Below are 17,860 nucleotides of genomic sequence, written 5' to 3'. Positions count from 1 at the left end.
GGCGTGGCGATCGACAAATCCATCGTGATCCGCCAGAGCGAAGAGCAGGTCGCCGCCGAGGTCGACGGCGAAGTGGTGATGATGAGCATCGAACGGGGCAACTACTACGGCCTCGACGAAGTGGGCAGTCGGATCTGGCAGCTGATCGAGACCCCCACCACCCTGGACGCCCTCTGCGACGCCCTCACCGCAGAGTTCGACGTGGACGCCGCCACCTGCGAGAGCGATGTGACGCGTTTTCTCGAAGAGCTCGATGAGCAGGGACTGGTACAGATCGACGACGGACGCTGATCGCCCTCCCCACCCCCGCCACGCGGCCGGCATCGCCTTCCTGCGCCGACGGCCGCGGCGGCAGTCTCAAACCGCGCTCCTCCAGCAGGCCCGCCGGCCCCGACATCCTGCGGGGTAACGGCGCGCCCTCCGCATCACGACTCGCCGAGAAAGGTGACGGTCATGGTCTGGTTGTGCAGCTTGCATTCGCTGGTGGTGGAAAAGGGGGCGATCTCGCCGTACGAGTAGAAGCCGGTGAGGGTGGTGGTCTTACCGAGCACCTCGGCCACCGCCTCGACCTCGTCATCGACCTGGTCGCCCATCACCAGCTTGCGACCGACGCAGCTGACCAGAATGGCCAGCCCGCCACGGGTATCCGCCGGGAGCAGCGAGATGGTGTGCTGCGCAGCCTTCTCGGCGCCCTCCACCAGCGCATCGTTGGTGGCATGCATCAACCGCAGATAACCTTCCGGATCGATCTCGCCGGCGAGTGTCACGCTCCCCTGCGCCTCGTCGACGCCGAGGATGGTACGGATCAGGCCCGCCGTGCTGTGATCCTCACGCAGCATCTCGAAAGGGAAAAGCAGTCCCGAGGCGGGCAGCCCGTCGGCATACTCTCCCAGGTAGTCCTTGTAGACCTGGAGCGCCGGGTTGCCATCCAACTCATAGAGCACGTTGCCCTCGCAGCGGGTCACCTTGCGCGGCGGGCCGAAGGAGGACCAGCCGCCGAAGGAGCCGTAGCCCAGCACCAGCGCCTCGCCGTAGAGCCCCACCGCCACCACGCCGACATCCGACACCCCTTCCGGGGAGAGGGTATAGGTGGTGCCGAAAGCACCGTTGTCGCCGGCCAGGCCGCCGGTGACCGGAATCCCCACCCCCACCTCCGCGATCACCCCCGAGATCAGCGCCGAACCGTTGACCTCCACCCCCTTGCCGAACAACAGCACGCCACGCAGCTCGCTGCGGGCGAGCGCCTTGCCCAGACGCACCCCGGCATCGTAGGACTCCTCCATGGTGTCGATCGCGGCGGCGGCCACCGCAACCTCCACCCGTTCGAAGCGCACCGCGGTGATCACCGCGGTGTGTTCCATCACCCCCTCGCCGCCAATCTCCCCGGCGGTGCTGCACCCCACCAGCAGGGCGTGAGGACAACACTCGCGCAGCAGCGCCACCAGCGGCGAGTCGGTGAAGTGCTCGACGCTGGCAAAGATCAGGATCAGCTGCGGTTCCATCCCCTCCAGGGAAGAGAGGTCGGCGCGGGTGGGAACGGTGGAGTCGATGACGAGCTGGTGGGTCTGCATGGGTGATGATCTCCGTCCTGCAAACGGTGGGTGATGCTTCGTGCGGGAAACAGGCGTGTATCGCCCGCCTTCGGAGCGACGGCCGGAAACCAAAGACGACCCCGAGCGCCTCCGCCACAACTTCGCCGGAAGGCGGAGGGGGAGCCATATCGTCCCTGGCGAATCCCGCCTGATCGGCCGATGTTCAGCCGCCACGATAAACCACAACGTGATAACACGTCACGACGCACCGCCAAACGCCTGCTGGAATTGGTCAACGCCACCCTGCGCGCCCCCTTCGACGGTATCGGAAAACCGGAACCCTTGAGGTACCTCGGACCCGACGTATGGTCCCGCCGCGTTACCCGGGAGCACCGCTGCGTCCATCGGGTCAAGGCGGACCGAATCGAATTTCTCCGGGGGCGCTACCACTATTGAACAGCGGCTCGCGACCCATCTGTGGGACAATGCCCCTTCGATCCCCAACCCGACCACCCGCAATGCCCTGGCTCCAACTCACCCTCGAAGTCGACCCCGACACCGCCGAGCGCGCCGAAGAGGCGCTGCTGGAGGCGGGCGCCCTCTCGGTCACCCTCAGCGACGGTGCCGACCAGCCGCTGTTCGAGCCGCCGCCGGGAACCACCCCGCTATGGCGGAGCACCCGGGTGATCGGCCTGTTCGAGGCCGACGGCGACATCGAGGCGGCGCAGGCGATCGTCGCCGCCGCCCTGCCCCACGCGCCGCTACGGCTGGAGGCGCTGGAGGACCGCGACTGGGTACGCGCCTGGATGGACAACTTCAAGCCGATGCGCTTCGGCGAGCGGCTGTGGGTGGTACCCGGCGGCTTCGAGCCGGAAGAGCCCGAAGCGGTGAACCTGCACCTCGACCCGGGGCTCGCCTTCGGCACCGGCACCCACCCCACCACCGCGCTCTGCCTGGAGTGGCTCGACGCCCACCCGCCGCAGGGACTGCGGGTGATCGACTACGGCTGCGGCTCCGGCATCCTGGCGGTGGCCGCGCTGCTACTCGGGGCGAGCGAGGCGGTGGGAGTGGACAACGACCCCCAGGCGCTCACCGCCTCGCGCGACAACGCCGCCAAGAACGGCGTGGACGCACGCCTCACGGTGCTCGCCCCCGAGGCGCCACCGCCGCAGCCGGCGGCGGTGGTGGTGGCCAACATCCTCGCCGGACCGCTGATCGAGCTGGCCCCGCGGATCGCCTCGCTGGTCCGCCCCGGTGGCGCCCTGGTGCTCTCCGGCATCCTCGCCCGCCAGGCCGAGGAGGTGTCCGCCGCCTACCGCCCCTGGTTCGAGATGGCCCCGCCGGCGAGCCGCGAGGAGTGGGTACGGCTGGAAGGACAGCGCACCGACAGAGACGGCGCCTTTTGAGCAACACCGCCCTTTCTGGTAAAAACAGACCTTGAACTGCCCCACCGGTCGACCCCGCCATGTACGCCCAGTGCCCCGCCTGCCAGACGGTCTTCAACATCAGCGACGCCCAGCTCGAGGCGGCGGCGGGCAAGGTGCGCTGCGGCAGCTGCCAGGAGACCTTCAACGCCTTCGAGCACCTGCTCGACCGGCTGCCGGGTGGGGCGCCGCCGCGCCCCGCCGCCCCGCCGCCGCTCCCCGAGGGGCCTGAGGAGACGTTCGACCCCGATCTGGACCTCGCCTCCGCCCTCGATACCCAGGAGCTGATGGGAGGTTTGGGGATCGGCAATCCGACGACCGAGCGGGCCGCCCCCACGAAGAGCACCGAAGCGCCGCCGCCCGGCGAGACCCCGGCACCCGCCAAGCCGCGCAGCGGCGGGCGCGATCTCGGCCTCCTGTGGGGGGCGGGCGCGGTGGTGATGGTGCTGCTGCTACCGCTCCAGTTCGCCTGGCTCAACCACCAGCAGCTGGCGCTGGCCAAGCCGGGGCTGCGCCCGCTGCTGGGGACCCTCTGCGCGATCAGCGGCTGCACCCTGCCGCCGCGCCGCGACCTCAAGGCGCTCACCCTGGTGGACCGCCAGGTGCGCTCCGACCCCACGGCACCCGGCGCCCTGCTGCTCGAAGGGGTGGTGACCAACCAGGCGCTGTTCGCCCAGCCCTACCCCACGGTGGAGGTGACCCTCTCCTCGCTCAGCGGCAAGCCGGTGGCGCTGCGCCGCTTCACCCCCGAGGAGTATCTGGCCGAGGCCAACCCCGACCTCACCGCCGGCCTCCCCGCCCGCGGCTCCGCCCCGCTGCGCCTCGAGGTCGCCGACCCCGGCGACGACGCGGTCTCCTTCACCTTCGACTTTCTCTGATCGCCGCAGGCCCGGCGCGGTCCGCCAACGCCCTGGAACGGGACGCGGAGGACGCGAGGACGCAGAGATCGCAACGTGGACAGCAGCGGCGGATGGGGGCGATACCTCTACTTCGGCGGCCCCGGCTACGACAGCGTCAATTGCCCTTGAGTCGCGTGGGCACCTGATGCTCGGTCCACCCCAACGTTGCCAATGCACAACCGTTGGGGTGGATGGAGCACCGGTTCCGCAAACAGGTCTGCAAGGAGACACTACCCATGAACGTGCTGCGCGCCACCCTACTATCGCTGCCGCTCCTGCTGGCGACCACCGTCAGTCAGGCAGTCGGTCTCCGCTTCACATTCCACGACGCCGAAGGGAATCCGGCCACATCCGATATCGCGGCAACCTTCGAAATCGGTGGGATCTATTTCGTCAGGATCACCGGCGGGATGCCGACATTCAACTCGTCCGAAGAGGTATACATCGACCCATCATTCTTCGATTCATCCACTGGACAACCCGACTCAGTATTGGGCTATGCCCTATACTGCGAACCCTACCTCTATCTGTTTGTGGACAGTACGGTGGAAACCCATGGAATCGAGTATCCAACGCAAAACCTTTTCCTATTCCGCTTCAATTCGGGCTCCGAGCTCGAGCTGACCCACCTCTACCGCGCCAATGATTTCTTCGACGGACTTTTCACCTATCCCGAACCCGTCGTCTACGAAATGATCGACCATTAGCCAATCCACTCTCCACACAGCCGTCACCTCGTCGATGGTGAAAGCCGGAGCAACGCCGCCCCACACACCCGAATCCGGCGAATCGCCGGTCCTCCCCGGCCGAACCGAAACACCGCTCCGGGCGGCGGGTCCCATAAACGACCAGGGAGACGCGAGATGAACACGCTCAGCGCCACGATACTATCGCTGCCGCTCCTGCTGGCGGCCACCGTCAGTCAGGCCCTTTCCCTCAAATATACGGCCCGCGATGCCCAAGGGAGGCCGGCCACCTCCGAGATCTCGGTACTCGACCAGTCCAACGGGGTCTACTCCGTCGAAATCACGGGCGGGATGCCCAAACTGGATAGGTCCGATCACGTATATATCGACACGCACTTCGGACCGCTTTTCGGACAAACGGAAACGGTCGCGGACTACGCCATCTATAACCCTCCGGCGCTGTACCTGATCGCAAACAGCCACATGTCGGGGGGCAAGGTCCTCATCCCGTCTAAGACGCTATTCATATTCCGTTTCAACCCGAGCTACGGATTCGTCTTGACCACCGCCTACGCCCACGCCTACGCCGGCACGGTGCAATATCAAGGCGAGACCGTCTTCCCGGAAATGCCCATCTACCAACTGATCGAATAACCCGCCCTCGCGGATCTCACCACGCCTCCATCACCTCGTCGACCGGGAAGGCGAGGCCGACGTTGGCCCACACGTCGTGGACCCGGCGGATCGCCGGCTCCGCCTTGGCGAACCACTCGGGGTGGCGGTCGCGCTTGTCGAAGACGCGGAACGCCTCGGGGGTGAGGCCGCTCTCGAAGCGGTTGTGGAAGGATTGCGCCTGGCGCTCCATGCGCTCGTCGCCGTAGGCGACGATGCGGGTATTGCGGTTGGCGGAGAGGCCGGTGGTGGCGACGTAGTAGTGGTACTGCTCCCAGTACTGGAGGTAGGCGTCGAAGTAGTCCAGCCCGAGCAGCTCCTCGGCGCTGAAGCCGCGGGTGTACTGGAGGTCGCGGCGCACCCAGTCCTCGATGTTGCTGCGCACGGTGAAGCGGCCGCCCGCGGGCAGCCCGCCGGACTTGTCGTAGGTGGAGATGCAGGAGGTGACCGGGTGGCGCACGGTGAACAGGTGCTCCACCGATTCGCCGAGGATGCGGTGGAAGAAGCCGCCGGCGTAGCTCCCCTTGGTGAGCTTCTTCGGCACCACGATCTTGCCGGTGTGGGGGCGGGCGTCGCCGAAGTAGATCTCGACCATGGTGAGGAACTCGGCCATGGTGTGCAGGCTGGTGGTCCAGGCGTTGACCCCGGGCTCGAAGCGGAACGGGCTCGCCTCGGGGAAGCCGTCGTGGGCGATCACGTTGGGCACCCGCTCGGGGTCGTAGCCCAGTGCGCGGTAGAGCTCCTTGGTGAGGTAGGAGCCGCCATGGCGTGGCACGCCGATGATGTTGATGAAGTGGAAGCGGAACTGGAGGTCGCGAATTGTCGCGTAGTCGCCGGTCAAGAGTGCGACGAACAGCTCGTAGGCGCGGCCCACGTGGCGCTGGCCGAGCGGCGACTCCATCACCCGCTGGGCGTTCTGCCGGGCGCGGGCGAACACCTCCTGCTGGGCGGTGCTCAGCGCCTCGCTGAGCTGGTTGTGCCAGTCGGTGGCGTCGAACGGGGTGCCGTCGATCACCTGGAGCAGGAAGTCGATGAATACCGGCGAGGCCGGAATCTGCTGGTCGGTCAGTTTGATCTCTACGCCCATGGGGTGCTCATCCGTCGTCGTATTCGTGGTCGGAAAGGGTGCTTTTTACCATGAAGGGCAGGAAGAGGAACGAAGGGCATGAAGGGTGTGACCGCCGCTCGGACAGTGTCGTAGGGTGGATAAGCGATAGCGCATCCACCGAGCGCCGATCAGGCAGAAGGGAAGCCTCGCCGGGAGGCCTCCCCTCGCGTTGCGGTGGATGCGCTATCGCTTATCCACCCTACAGCACCTGGTCGACTTCATTCCTCCTTGTCACTCCTGCGCTGCCGAATCATCTGCCGCCCGACAGACGATGCCGATCGAGCAGGCGGGTGAAGTTGTCGAGGGAGATCAGGTGGCCGTAGATGCGCGATAGCCAGCCGGCCTCCATCAGCGCCCGGATCTTCTTCGGAGAAAGGCGGTTGAGGCGCCTTTCGTCCACCCGATAGAGCTCGGTCAGGCGCAGTTGGGTCCCCCCCGGGGGCCGTGCCTGCATCTCGAAGCGCTCCAGCAGTCGGTGTTCGACCAGCGCCGCGCAGAACGCTTCGGTGGCGGGCCGGGCCGCCTCCATTTCGTCGATCAACCCCTCCACTCCCCGCCACCGTTCGGTGGCCACGCCATCGCCGTCGAGGTACGGTTCGGCCCCTTCGGTCAGTGCCTGCCCCTCGACGCAGATCAGCGGCCGCGACGCCTCTTCGGCACTGCCGCGGGCGGCCACCGTGCAGAACGGGAAGCGGCGCACATAAGCGGGGAGGTAACGCCCGTCGGCCCAGCGGCCGTCGGCCTCCAGCCAGAGGTTGCGATGCGGCTCCAGGCCGGTGAGCGCCATCGGCAGGAAGCGGTCGGCGACGGGGACGAAGACCACCGGGTAGTCGCGGCCGGCGGCGAACAGCTCGGCGCTGGCGAGCGGGATCGCGCCGAGCGCGGCGGCGAAACCGGCGGCCCGTGCCGGGTCGCAACCGCGGCCGCGGTGCAGGCGCCGGTCGAAGGGGACGATGGCCCGGTAGCCGGGGGGCGCCGGGGGCGCCTCGCTCAACGGATGCACTCGGTGGTCACCGGGGTGGTGGTGCGCGACGGAATCTCGAACTCCTCCGGGGCCTGACCGCCGCCGACGCTCCCCTCGCCACCGCCGGCGGGCAGCTCGGTACCGCCGCCCTCCCCGCCGCCGACGTCCCCCGCGCCGCTACCGTCACCCCCGCCGCCCTCCGCGGTACCGCCGGAGGCGCTGCCGGATGCCTCTCCACCCGCGCCATCCTGCTGGCCGCCCTCACCACCGCCCGATCCGCCGTCGCCCCCATCGCCACCACCCGACGCCCCGGAGGAGGAGCCGTCGTCCGCGGACTGCCCGCCGCCGTCGCCGCCCCCCTGATCTCCGCCATCCCCCCCCTCGCCGCTCGCCGCACCACCGCCGGCGGCGCCGTCGCCCTCCTCCTGGTCGCCGCCGTTACCGCCGCCGGCGGAGGGGTCGGGCATGTTGTCCACGCTCAGGATCGGCGGCGGCGTCGGCAGCGTCACCGTCTGCTGCTGGGGGTCGGTGTAGCCGAACTGACCGGCGCGGAACACCTGCCCGCCGACGCTGGTGGCGCCGGAGGTGGTGCCGGTGTAGAGGCCATCGGGGGGCGGCTGGACGCCCCGGTTCATCAGGTCGATGCAGTCGCCCTGGCAGTAGCGCCCCTGGTGGTCGGTGCCGCGGATGCCGATGGTGGCCACCGGGGTACCGATCTTGACGTTCTCCTTGTCGCGGTGGCCGATGGCGCCGGTGATCGAGCGGAAGCCGCCCTTGAGCAGGGAGAAGACGCTCTTGTCCTGCTCCGGGGTGCCGGCATCGCGGTACTCGTCGATGCGGAAGCGGGAGCCGGGGCGGAGGAAGAGAAAGGCGCCATCACTGAAGCGGATGCGCAGCGAGCTGTTGGGACCGGTGGCCAGGGTCTCGCCGGGGTAGACCACGTCGCCCCGCTGAAGCGACCGGATATCTCCGCCGGGAGCGACCGCGGTCACCTGGCCGCGGGCCATCAGCAGCTTGCCGGCGGGCTCCGCCGCGGCCAGCGGCAGGGCCGGCCAGCAAAGGACCAGCAGCAGCGCCGCGACGACGCCCCGCCCCGTGGTCGTCCAACCCCTGCCCATCAGCGGCACACCAGGGTCTGGCCGTTCACCCCGCCCCCTTCGAGGGCCATCATCGGGCGCTCCGTCAGGTTCTCGTTGCGCTCCTCCTCGGGCTGGGCCGTGTTGTCGCCTCCACTGCCCTCCTCGCCGTTCCCGTCGCCTTCGCCCTGGTTGCGGCGCTCCTCCTCGTCGTCACCGCCGGCGACCGTGGAGCCGGCACCGGGCGGAGAGTCGTCCGCGGGCGGCTCGTCATCGGGCAGGGCGCCACCGCCGGAGGCAGCGCCGTCGTCGGGGTTGGTGACGTCATTCACCGTGGACTCGACGTCGTTGACCACCTCCTGCACGCCGTCATCCGACGGGGTCGGAGTGGGTGTCGGGCTCGGGCTTGAAGTCGGGGTCGGTTCCGGGGTCGGCGTCGCCGTCGGGGTGGGCGTCGCCGTCGGCGTCGGCGTCGGCGTGGCCGTCGGGGTGGGCGTCACCGTCGGCGTCGGCGTGGCCGTCGGGGTGGGCGTCACCGTCGGCGTCGGCGTAACCGTCGGGGTGGGCGTCACCGTCGGCGTCGGTGTAACCGTCGGGGTGGGCGTCGCCGTCGGCGTCGGTGTAACCGTCGGGGTGGGCGTCGGCGTGACCGTCGGAGTGGGCGTCACCGTCGGCGTCGGCGTCGGCGTAGCCGTCGGGGTCGGGGTTGCCGTCGGCGTCGGGCCGTACGTCGGAGTCGGGGTCGGAGTCGGGGTCGCCACCACCGGCTGCGCTTCGGCCACGGTGCCGCTGGAGACCACGGTGGCCTGCACCTGGATCTCGCGGCTGCCGTCGTTGGCGTAGAAGAGGTTGAGGGCGCCGACGTCGAGGGTGCCGCCGCTGCCGCTGCCGGGGTCGTCGCCGATCACCACGTCGCCGCTCTGGCTGGTCTGGCCGAGGCTCACCGAGGTGCCGGGCCGGGAGACCGCCGAAACGAAGGTGTCGTAGGCGAAGTAGGTGATGTTGGGGTCGAGCCCGGCGCGGTGGCGGGTCGCCGGCACGCTGCTGACGAACTGGATGGTGCGACCGTTGGTGTAGGCGCTCATCTGCACCAGCAGATTGGGGCCGCTGGTGACGCTGCCGGTGAGCGCGCTGTCACCGTTGAGGTTATCGGTCTGCAGCCACAGGTAGCTGCCGCCGATGGTCAGGTCGTCGAGGTCCAGCTGTAGCGACTGGCGGCCGAGGAAGGCGGCGTTGGGGCCGGTGCTGGGGGCGGTCACCCCCTTGGAGACCATCACCTCCAGCAGTCGGCTGTCGCCGCCGATCGCCTCGCCGCTGCCGAGGGTCATGGTGGTCTGGCTGAGGGCGATCAGGCCGTAGGCGTCCATCAGCAGCGAGTCGCCGCCGATCGTGCCGGGCGCGCTGTCGTAGATGTCGCCGCCCGCGTGGAGGGTGACCGCGCCGCCACTGAGCGCATGTCCGGCGAGGACCACATCGCCCTCCGTCGAGGTCAGGTCGAGCGTGCCGGTACCACCGGCGACGACCTCGGCGCGGCCCCCGTTGAAGGTGACGCTGCCGGCATCGGCGCCGCTGCCGTCCCCCCGGGCGGCCACCTGGAGCGAGGCGGAGGAGGCCGCCGTCGCGGAGAGCTGCCCCGCGACGGTGATCCCGCCGCCATCGGCCGCCGGATTCGCGGCCACCGCTTCGAGCCCGCTGGTGAGCATCAGCGAGGCGTTGCCGGTGAGCCCGGTGGCGCTCACCCGGCTCTCCGCGGCGGTGGTTACGTAGCCGGCGGTGGCGGTGGCGAAGAGCTCGGCGTCGGCGCCGGTGGCCGACAACGAGGCGCCGCTGCCGAGAGTGAGGTAGTCGAGGCCGTGCAGCGTCAGTTGGCCGCTGCCGTAGGGGGCATAGGCGGCCAGCCGCGCGCCGTCGGCCAGCGCGATGCCGTGGCTGGCGGGGCCGGCGCCGTAGTCGGCGGCGTCGACGCTGAGGGTGGCGTCGCCGCTCAGCGACTCGGCGAGCAGCGTGGCACCGGTGCCACCCGGGGCGTCGAGGGTCACCTGGCCGGCATCCACGGAGACCGACGCCACGCCGTGACTGCCCCGCGCCAGGGCGTAACCGGCGGCGTTTTCGCTGAGCAGTTGGGCGACGTTGCCGCCGCCGTCGGTGGAGAAGCCGACGCCGAGGCCGCTGGCGGCCGGCAGCAGGCTCACCGCCCCGTCGGCGGCAACGGAGATCTCGGCGCGGTCGCTGCTCGCGTTGCCGTTGGCGACCGCCAGCAGCAGCGGCCGGCCGACGCTGTCGCCCACGGCCACGCTGGTGGAGAGGGTGCTCCCCGCCCCCTGACGGGCCCCCACCTGGACCGTGGCCCGCTCACCCGCCGCCGCCACCAGTCCGTTGAGGGTCGCGCCGTAGGTGAAGCCGAGGTTGCCGAGGACGCCGCCAACCGCTGCAGCGGTCCCCTCATTGGCGAAGTCGGTACGCAGCTGGATCGTATCGCCGAGCAGGGTCACCGTGGCATCACCGGCGGCGGTGCTGCCGTCGAGGAAGAGGGTGGCGTCGCTGCCGCGGAAATAGTGACTCGGCCGCAATCCGGCGATCAGGTTGCCGGCGGTGAAGTCGAGCGCGCCGCCGCCGGCGTCCACCGTCAGGTTGGCGGCTCCACCGGCACTGAGCGCCTCCAGGGGGGCGGCGATGGTGACCCCGACCCCCGCGACGGTGAGGGTGGCGTCGCCGGAGGCACCGGAGACCGCCGCCTGCAGGCCGCCGCCGAGTTGCGCCCCGCCGTTGGCGGCGGCGACCGAGACGGTGGCGGCGTCGTGGGCCAGGGCCCGCACCAGGGCCCCGGAGTCGAGATGGAAGGCGGAGCTGCCGGTCCCCGCGGCGGAGAGGGTGATCGAGGCGTCGACGGCGGTCCCCGCGGCATCCGCGTGACCGGCGAAGACCGTCAGCGGCGCGGGGGTGAGGTCGTTGGCGGCGTTGGCGACCCCGGCGGCGGCCGGGGCGATCGCCAGCGTGCCGGCGGCGGTGATGGTGATCGCCGCATCCTCGCCGCTGCCACCGCCGCTGGTGCCGAAGGCGGCGATCATCGGCCCGTGGATCGCCACGTCGCCGTCGTGGGCCTGGAGGGTGATCGCCGCATCGTTGCCGGCGGCGCCGATCAGACCGCCCACCCGCAGCGGCACCGACCCGCCGCTGGAGTGACCGAAGCCGGCGCCGAGGGTGAGGGTCGAACCGCTCACCGCCACCGTGCCGCTGCCCGCCCCGGCGAGGGTCGGGAAGAGCACCCCGTAGGCGCTGCCGGTGCCGCCGTTGGCGGCGAACCCGGCCAGCGGGATACCGTCGATGCTGGCGGCATAGCCGGCGTAGAGCAGCCCGTTGCCGGTGAGGGTGAACGGCGCCCAGCCGGCGGCGGAGCTGCCTGCGTCGATCGTCACCGCGGCGCTGCCGCTGTTGCCGGAGTCGGCCAGGAAGGCGGCGACCGCGCCGGCCACGTCGATGCCGGAGCCGGCGTCGAGGGTCACCTTGGCGTCACCCGCGCTGCCGCTGTTGAGCGCCCGCACCTCGGCACCCCCCTCCAGCGTCAGGGTGGTGCCGGCGGTGAGCCGCGTGGTGGCGCTGAGGCCGGTGGCGCCGATGCTCACGCCGCTGCCGACGTCGATCGAGCCGCCGGTTGCGCTCACCGTCACCGCCGCGCCGCCGGAGGAGGCGTCGGCGCTGATCCCGTGATCGACGCTCAGCGAACCGGCGGCGGTCAGGGTGATCGCGGCACCGCTGCCGCCGCTGGCGGTGAACTCGCCGTTCTGCACGATCCCGCCGCTGCCGGCGGTGATGCTGAGGGTCGCCTGCTTGCTGGCGTCGGCACTCAACGCCCCGGCGCTCACCTGCCCGGTGGCGCTCAGCGCGAGGGTCGCGGCGTTCGCCGTGCCGACGGTGAGATCGCCGGCGGTGGCCTCCGCTTCGAGCGCACCGGTCATCGTCAGGGCGACCGCGGAGAGGTCGAGGTTGGGCGCCTCGTAATGCTGATTGGGGGCGGACAGGACGGAGATGCCGGCGGGCAGGACGAAGTCCCGCTCCCCGGCGATCACCTCCAGGCGGTCGGCGATCAGCACCGGCCCGTTCAGGCCGATGGCGCCGGCATCGCTGCCGACGCCGTCGCCGAACGCCGCCACCTGGAGCAGACCGGTTGCGTTGGCGGCGTTGGCGGAGAGGAATCCGGCGATGTCGACGTCGCCCCCGTCGCCGCTGCCGTCGACGCCGCTGGCCACGCTGAGGGTGGCGCCGCTCTGGCCCGCCACACCGAGACTGGCGCCGCCGCCGACATTGACCCCACCGGCGGTGGCGGTGACCGCCACCGAGGCGTTGGCACCGCCAGCGGCGATCCGCGCGCCCGGGCCGATCTGGAAGGCGGCGCTGCCGGTCCCGCCGGCGGTCACCGTGACGCTCGCCTCGGCGACGCTGCCCGCGGGATCGGCGGGGCCGGCGAAGAGGGTACGCGCGTCGGGGACGACGTCGCCGGTCGAGGTGGCGACGCCGGCCGCGGCCGCTGCGACCGTCACGGCGTTGCCGGCGGTGACGGTCAGCGCCGCCGCGCCAGCGCCCAGCGCGGCGACCTGCGGACCATCGATGGCGACGTCGCCGCCGTGGGCGTTGAGGGTAATCGCCGCGTCGTCCCCGGCGGCGCCGATGAAGCCCACGACCGATGCCGGGCCGAGGGGGTCGTCGGGGGCGAAGTCGGCGCTGAGGTCGAGGGACGAACCCTCGACGGTGACCCGCGCGCTCCCCGCCCCGTTCAACGCGGGAAGAACCAGGCCGTAGCTGGCGCCGGCACCGACGTTTTCCGCGACACCCAGCAGCGGAATGCCGTCGGCGGAGGAGGGCACGCCGTCGGGACCGGCGTAGAGCAGGCCGCCATCGAGGAGGTTGACGGCCGCCCAGCCGCCATCGGCGCTGCCGGCGTTGATGGTGAGGGTGGCGGCACCGCCGTTGGAGGCGTCGCTCAGCACTGCGGTAACCGCGCCGGAGAGGGAGACGGCGGAACCGGCGGCAAGGGTGACGGTGGCGTCGCCGCTGCTGCCGTTGGCGGTGGCGGCCACCTGGGAGAGCGCGCCCACGGCGATCGTACCGCCGGCGTCCAGCACGGTGACGGCACTGCCGCCCGCGGCACCGAACGCGGCGCCGTTGCCGATGGCGATGTCGCCGGCAGCATTCAGCTTGGCGCTCGCGGACTGGCCACCGGCGGACAACAGGGCCTCCGGGCCGAGGGTGATGTCACCGCTGGTGGTGGTGATGTCGAGGGTGGCGGCGCCGCTGGTGGCGGCGACCCGGATGTCCTTGTTCAGGGTCAGCGGGCCGGCGCCGGTGATGGCGATGGTGGCGCCGCCGCTGGCGTCCGCGGTGATCGCGTCGTTCTGGGTGAGGCCACCGGCGCCGGTGGTGATGGCGATGGTGGCGCCCGTATCGGCGGAGGCGTAGAGGGAGCCGGCGCTCACCCCGCTGCCGGCGGTGAGGGTGATGTGCGGCGCGCTCAGGTCGTCGACCACCACGTTGCCGGCGGCGGTGACGGTGATGCCGCCGCTGCCGCTGGCCGAACCCACGGTGGCGTCGCCGCGGGTGGCCACGGCGGTCAGCGATCCGGCGAACTCGCTGAAGACCTGGCCGGGGACGGTGACGCTGGTCCCCTGGAAGTGGAATTCGTCGCCGCTGAAGGTGGTGGCGAAGAACAGGGTGAGGGGCCGTTCGTCGGCCTGGACGGCGATGCGTCCGTTGGCGACGTGGCCGCGATCCGCGGCGACCACGCCGGCGACGCCGCTGAGGGAGAGGGCGCCGGCATCGCTGCCGGTACCGTCGCCCCAGGCGGTGAGGCGCACCTCGGGCAAGGCGCCGTTGGCGTAGGCCTCCAGGCGGCCGCTGACGTCGAGGTTGCCACCGTCGGCGCTGCCGCTGCCGTGGCTGCCGAGGCCGGTGGAGAGGTCGATGGTCGCCGGTGCGGCATTGCCGGTGCCGGAGGCGTAGAGGGCGGTGCCGGAGCCGATGTTCAGGCTGCCGCCGGAGACGTTGACCCGGACCCCCGCGCTGCCGGCGCCGCGAGCGAGCGCGCCGCCGCTGGAGGTGACGCCCACCGACTGGCCGCCGCTGACGGCGACCTTGGCCGTCCCCGCGGCGATCGCGCTGAGCGCCAGGTGGTGGTAGCCCAAAGGGACGTCGAAGAGCTCGCCGGAGACACCCTGAATCCCGATCGTCCCGCCGGCCGCCTCGATATCCACGGTGGCGTCACCGCTGGCGGCGTGGGCGCCGACCCAGGTGCCGCCCACCAGCACCCCGTCGGAGGCGGTTCCGGTAACGGTGACCGATGCCTTGCCGTTGGCGGCGTAGACCGCACCGAGCACGCTGTTGGGCGCCCCCGCCACCTGGAAGGTGTCGTCGAGGGTGACGGTGCTGCCACTGAGGGTGATCTCGGCGGTGCCGCTGCCGACGGCCGTGGGGGTCTCGATCGCCCCCCCCTGGGAGTTGCCGAAGGAGAGGCCGGCGGAACCGAGGGCGAGAATGGCACCGCCGTTGAGGGCGAGGGTGCCGTTACCCGCGTCGAGGGCCACCCGGGTGGTACCGCCGCGAGTGGGATCGGGGGTGGCGGCGCGGATCAGGGCGGCGTGGGTGCCGGAACCGAGGGTGATGCCGCTGCCGGCAGTGAGGGTGATCGCCGCGCTGCCGCTGCCGCCACCGCTGCCCAGCAGGTCGGCGGTGATCGCTCCCTCGGCGGTGATCGCGCCGCTGGCGGCGCTCAGGTCGATGCTGGCCCCCTGAGCGCCTTCGGCATGCAGCGAACCGCCCCAGCCGGTCTTCAGATAGTTGTTGACGGTAACGGAAACCGCCGCACTGCCGTCGCCAGCGGAGGCGCTCAGCGTGACACCGTCATGGATGCGGGTGGAGTCACCGGTCGACTGGTTGGTGACCGCGAGACTGGCGTCCCCGGCGGTCGCGGTGACCGTCACGTCGTGGCCGAGCAGCATCCCCGCCTCGTTGGCCACCAGGGAGAAGGCGGCGCTGTCACCGCTCGCGGTGATCGCGGCGTTCTGGGTAAAACCGGTGCCGGCGACGAGGGTGACCGCGGCGCTGCCCCCGGTATGGCTGGCGTGAAGGCTACCGGCGGTGAGGGCGCCGGCGGCGGTGAGGGTGATGTTCCGCGCATCCACCGCCTGCACCGAGACCGCACCGGTGGTGGCGGTGGCGGTGAATTCGCCGTCGCTCAGCGCGACGTCGACGCTGTTGCTGGTGAAGTCGACGGTGGCGGCGGTGAGGCTCACCGCGGAGGCGGCGAGGGCCGGGTCGTAGGCGGCCACCGTGAGGGCGCCGGGGGTGGTGACGGTAACGGTGCCGAAGGCGACGTTGTCCCCCAGCGCCAGGGTGAGGGCGCCGGCACCGGCGGCGCCGTTGACCGTGACCTGCGGCATCTCCATGGTGTCGATGTCGTAGCCGGTGCTGTTGCCCAGCGAGAGGGTATCGACCTTGGTGTTGAGGTCGATGGAGGTGAAGCGGGTGGTGTCGCCGCTACGGCCGATCTGCAGGGTGCCGGCGGTGATGGTGCCGGCGCCGGTGACACGGCCTTCGCTGCCACTGAGGGTCACGGTAACCGCGTCGCCGGCGGCGTCGATGTCGCCGGCGATGTCGACGGCACTGCCACCGGTCAGATCGAGCGCCGCCGTGGCCTCCGCATAGCGCAGCAGTCTGGCGCCACCGAGGGTGAGACGGCCGCCGGCGTCGAGGGTGACGTCGACGGAACCGGCACTGACGTTGCCCGCGCTGATGGCGCCGACGGAGAGGTCGCCGCCGGCACTGAGCGCCACCCCGACGGGACTGAGATAACCGCCGGCGACCGCCACGTCCCCAACCTCGATGGCGCCGCCGGAGGCCGTCAACTCAACGGGGCCGACGGTGGCGATATTGCCGAGTGCGATGTCGCCCCCCCCGGTGCCGGCCCGGGCGATGAAACCGCCATCGGCGACGACGTCGATGCCCGACAGGGCGATGCTGCCGTTGGTGCCGGGTGTGACGCTGACACTCTCACCGATCAGGCCGGAGACCAGGCCGTTGGTGGCCCCGGCACCGATGCTGCCGATCGCCAGGGCGAGCATGCCGCCGCTCCCGGCACTTTGGGTGCCGCTGCCGCTGATGGTGAAGGGACCACCGCTGGAGGTGATCTGCGACTCGGCCACGATGACCACGTCGGCCCCGTGACTCAACTGATCTTCGATATAGCTCTGGTAAAGGGTGGCGGCACCGGCGGTGCTCGCGCCAGCATCGTTGGAGGTACCACCGGCGGCGATGGTGACGGTGGTGGGATCGATCAGCAACCGGCCGCCGCGGCCCGTCTCCACCTCGCCGCGCAGGCGCAGCGCACCGTGGCCGGAGACCTCGACGAAGCCGCCGCCGGCGGGCGCCGCGCCGGCGGCGACGATGTGCGCCTTCCCGGTGACGTCGAGATCCCGTTCGGCGACCAGCCGCACACTGCCGCCGTGTTCGCCGGAGACGTCGATGCGGCCGCTCATGTCGATGTCACGATCACCCGAGACCCGCACCGCACCGCCGTCGGCGCCCGCCTCGCCGGAGGCGTCGAGGCGTCCCTCCAGCGCGACGTCGCCGCCGAAGCCGGCGAGGAAGATCTCGCCGTCGTGCTCCTCGATGGAGCGGGCCTGGACCAGCCCCTCGTGGTTCACCGCGGTGGTGACCAGGTCCTCGGCGGTACGGGCGGTCATCACCACCCGGCCGCCGTCGGCGTAGAGTTCGCCGCGGTTGCGCACGCCCGCCAGGTCGGTGAGCGCCTCGCCGTCCACCGCGAAGCTGATCAGCCCGTCGCCGGCGACGTCGAGGGCGACCCGCTCGCCGGCGGCGAGCACCACGTCACCGAGCCGCGCCTGGATCACCCCGGCGTTCTCCACGTAGTCGCCGGCGAGCACCACGTAGCCGCCGTCGCGGGCACGGAGAATGCCCTCGTTGACCACCCGGCCGGCCACCTCCCGCCCCTCGCCGCGGGCGAACCGGTAGCGCCCGGCGAGGAAGTCCTCGTCGTCGATCTGCAGGGTGGTGGCGACCAGGCCGGCCACGTCCACCCGGGCGCCGGGGCCGAAATAGACCCCGTTGGGGTTGACCAGGAAGACCTGGCCGTTGGCCTCGATGCGACCGAGCAGTTGGGAGGAGGCGCCGCCGGTGACCCGGTTGAGGATCGTCGCGGTGGTGCCGGGCTGGCGGAACAGCAGGTACTCGTCGCCGCCGACGGAGAAGCTGTTCCAGTTGAGGATGGCGGAGGCACTGGTCTGGTCGACGACGGTGGTGTGGGCATCGGGGCGCTGCACCGCGACCTGGCCGGCCACCATCTGCTCACCGTAGGGACCGGCCAGGGCGAGACCGGGAAAGGCCACCGCGGCGGCGGCTAGCCCGCGCGACCGCGGGGCGCCGTGGAGCAGCCGATGGATCGCTTGGCGGACACTCCCTGGATGATGATTTGGTATCACGCTGCCACTCC

General features: G+C 71.1%; 11 protein-coding genes. 6 read left to right on the top strand and 5 right to left on the bottom strand.

The genetic code is table 11. The features are described from left to right. The first annotated feature begins 3 nt into the window (after positions 1-3). Positions 4-291, top strand: coding sequence for a lasso peptide biosynthesis PqqD family chaperone (locus ACYQ2W_RS02220; protein ID WP_459862955.1), 288 nt, complete (start codon positions 4-6; stop codon positions 289-291). Positions 292-425: 134 nt separating this feature from the next. Here the strand turns inward: ACYQ2W_RS02220 and ACYQ2W_RS02215 are convergent, their stop codons facing one another. Beyond that, complete coding sequence (locus ACYQ2W_RS02215) at positions 426-1,571, bottom strand: FIST signal transduction protein (protein WP_459862954.1); 1,146 nt, start codon at positions 1,569-1,571, stop codon at positions 426-428. Between the two features lie 33 nt (positions 1,572-1,604). Here ACYQ2W_RS02215 and ACYQ2W_RS02210 point away from each other — a divergent pair, with 33 nt between their 5' ends. The 5 genes from ACYQ2W_RS02210 to ACYQ2W_RS02190 all read left to right on the top strand — a co-directional run bounded on the left by ACYQ2W_RS02210 (position 1,605) and on the right by ACYQ2W_RS02190 (position 5,195). Further along, positions 1,605-1,988, top strand: coding sequence for a Txe/YoeB family addiction module toxin (locus ACYQ2W_RS02210; RefSeq protein ID WP_459862953.1), 384 nt, complete (start codon positions 1,605-1,607; stop codon positions 1,986-1,988). A 62-nt stretch (positions 1,989-2,050) separates the two neighbouring features. Further along, positions 2,051-2,938, top strand: coding sequence for a 50S ribosomal protein L11 methyltransferase (gene prmA / locus ACYQ2W_RS02205; RefSeq protein ID WP_459862952.1), 888 nt, complete (start codon positions 2,051-2,053; stop codon positions 2,936-2,938). A 59-nt stretch (positions 2,939-2,997) separates the two neighbouring features. Continuing rightward, positions 2,998-3,834 (top strand): DUF3426 domain-containing protein, encoded by an 837-nt coding sequence (locus ACYQ2W_RS02200; protein ID WP_459862951.1) that lies wholly within the window; start codon positions 2,998-3,000, stop codon positions 3,832-3,834. Positions 3,835-4,091: 257 nt separating this feature from the next. Next, a complete protein-coding gene (locus tag ACYQ2W_RS02195) occupies positions 4,092-4,562 on the top strand; it encodes a hypothetical protein (RefSeq protein ID WP_459862950.1) in 471 nt (156 codons plus the stop codon). 156 nt (positions 4,563-4,718) lie between these two features. Beyond that, positions 4,719-5,195: a hypothetical protein gene (locus ACYQ2W_RS02190; protein ID WP_459862949.1), complete on the top strand. Its 477-nt coding sequence runs from the start codon at positions 4,719-4,721 to the stop codon at positions 5,193-5,195. A 16-nt stretch (positions 5,196-5,211) separates the two neighbouring features. On the opposite strand, the gene ACYQ2W_RS02185 is transcribed toward ACYQ2W_RS02190, so the two are convergent. From ACYQ2W_RS02185 to ACYQ2W_RS02170, 4 genes are all read right to left on the bottom strand, one after another. Then, complete coding sequence (locus tag ACYQ2W_RS02185; RefSeq protein WP_459862948.1) at positions 5,212-6,300, bottom strand: hypothetical protein; 1,089 nt, start codon at positions 6,298-6,300, stop codon at positions 5,212-5,214. 271 nt (positions 6,301-6,571) lie between these two features. Beyond that, on the bottom strand, positions 6,572-7,315 hold the full coding sequence (locus ACYQ2W_RS02180) for a SapC family protein (RefSeq protein ID WP_459862947.1): 744 nt from the start codon (positions 7,313-7,315) through the stop codon (positions 6,572-6,574). Next, a complete protein-coding gene (locus tag ACYQ2W_RS02175; RefSeq protein WP_459862946.1) occupies positions 7,312-8,403 on the bottom strand; it encodes a FecR family protein in 1,092 nt (363 codons plus the stop codon). The genes ACYQ2W_RS02180 and ACYQ2W_RS02175 overlap by 4 nt, the downstream gene beginning before the upstream one ends. Then, positions 8,403-17,849: a two-partner secretion domain-containing protein gene (locus ACYQ2W_RS02170; protein WP_459862945.1), complete on the bottom strand. Its 9,447-nt coding sequence runs from the start codon at positions 17,847-17,849 to the stop codon at positions 8,403-8,405. The genes ACYQ2W_RS02175 and ACYQ2W_RS02170 overlap by 1 nt, the downstream gene beginning before the upstream one ends. Between the last annotated feature and the right edge of the window lie 11 nt (positions 17,850-17,860).

The sequence above is a fragment of the Endothiovibrio diazotrophicus genome, from assembly GCF_054657215.1.
This window is presented reverse-complemented; position numbering and strand designations above follow the sequence as displayed.

Bases quoted from the DNA above. Each gene is read 5' to 3' on its own strand.
- ACYQ2W_RS02215 (WP_459862954.1), bottom strand. From the start codon at position 1,571: ATGCAGACCCACCAGCTCGTCATCGACTCCACCGTTCCCACCCGCGCC.
- ACYQ2W_RS02210 (WP_459862953.1), top strand. From the start codon at position 1,605: ATGCTTCGTGCGGGAAACAGGCGTGTATCGCCCGCCTTCGGAGCGACG.
- prmA (WP_459862952.1), top strand. From the start codon at position 2,051: ATGCCCTGGCTCCAACTCACCCTCGAAGTCGACCCCGACACCGCCGAG.
- ACYQ2W_RS02200 (WP_459862951.1), top strand. From the start codon at position 2,998: ATGTACGCCCAGTGCCCCGCCTGCCAGACGGTCTTCAACATCAGCGAC.
- ACYQ2W_RS02195 (WP_459862950.1), top strand. From the start codon at position 4,092: ATGAACGTGCTGCGCGCCACCCTACTATCGCTGCCGCTCCTGCTGGCG.
- ACYQ2W_RS02190 (WP_459862949.1), top strand. From the start codon at position 4,719: ATGAACACGCTCAGCGCCACGATACTATCGCTGCCGCTCCTGCTGGCG.
- ACYQ2W_RS02185 (WP_459862948.1), bottom strand. From the start codon at position 6,300: ATGGGCGTAGAGATCAAACTGACCGACCAGCAGATTCCGGCCTCGCCG.
- ACYQ2W_RS02175 (WP_459862946.1), bottom strand. From the start codon at position 8,403: ATGGGCAGGGGTTGGACGACCACGGGGCGGGGCGTCGTCGCGGCGCTG.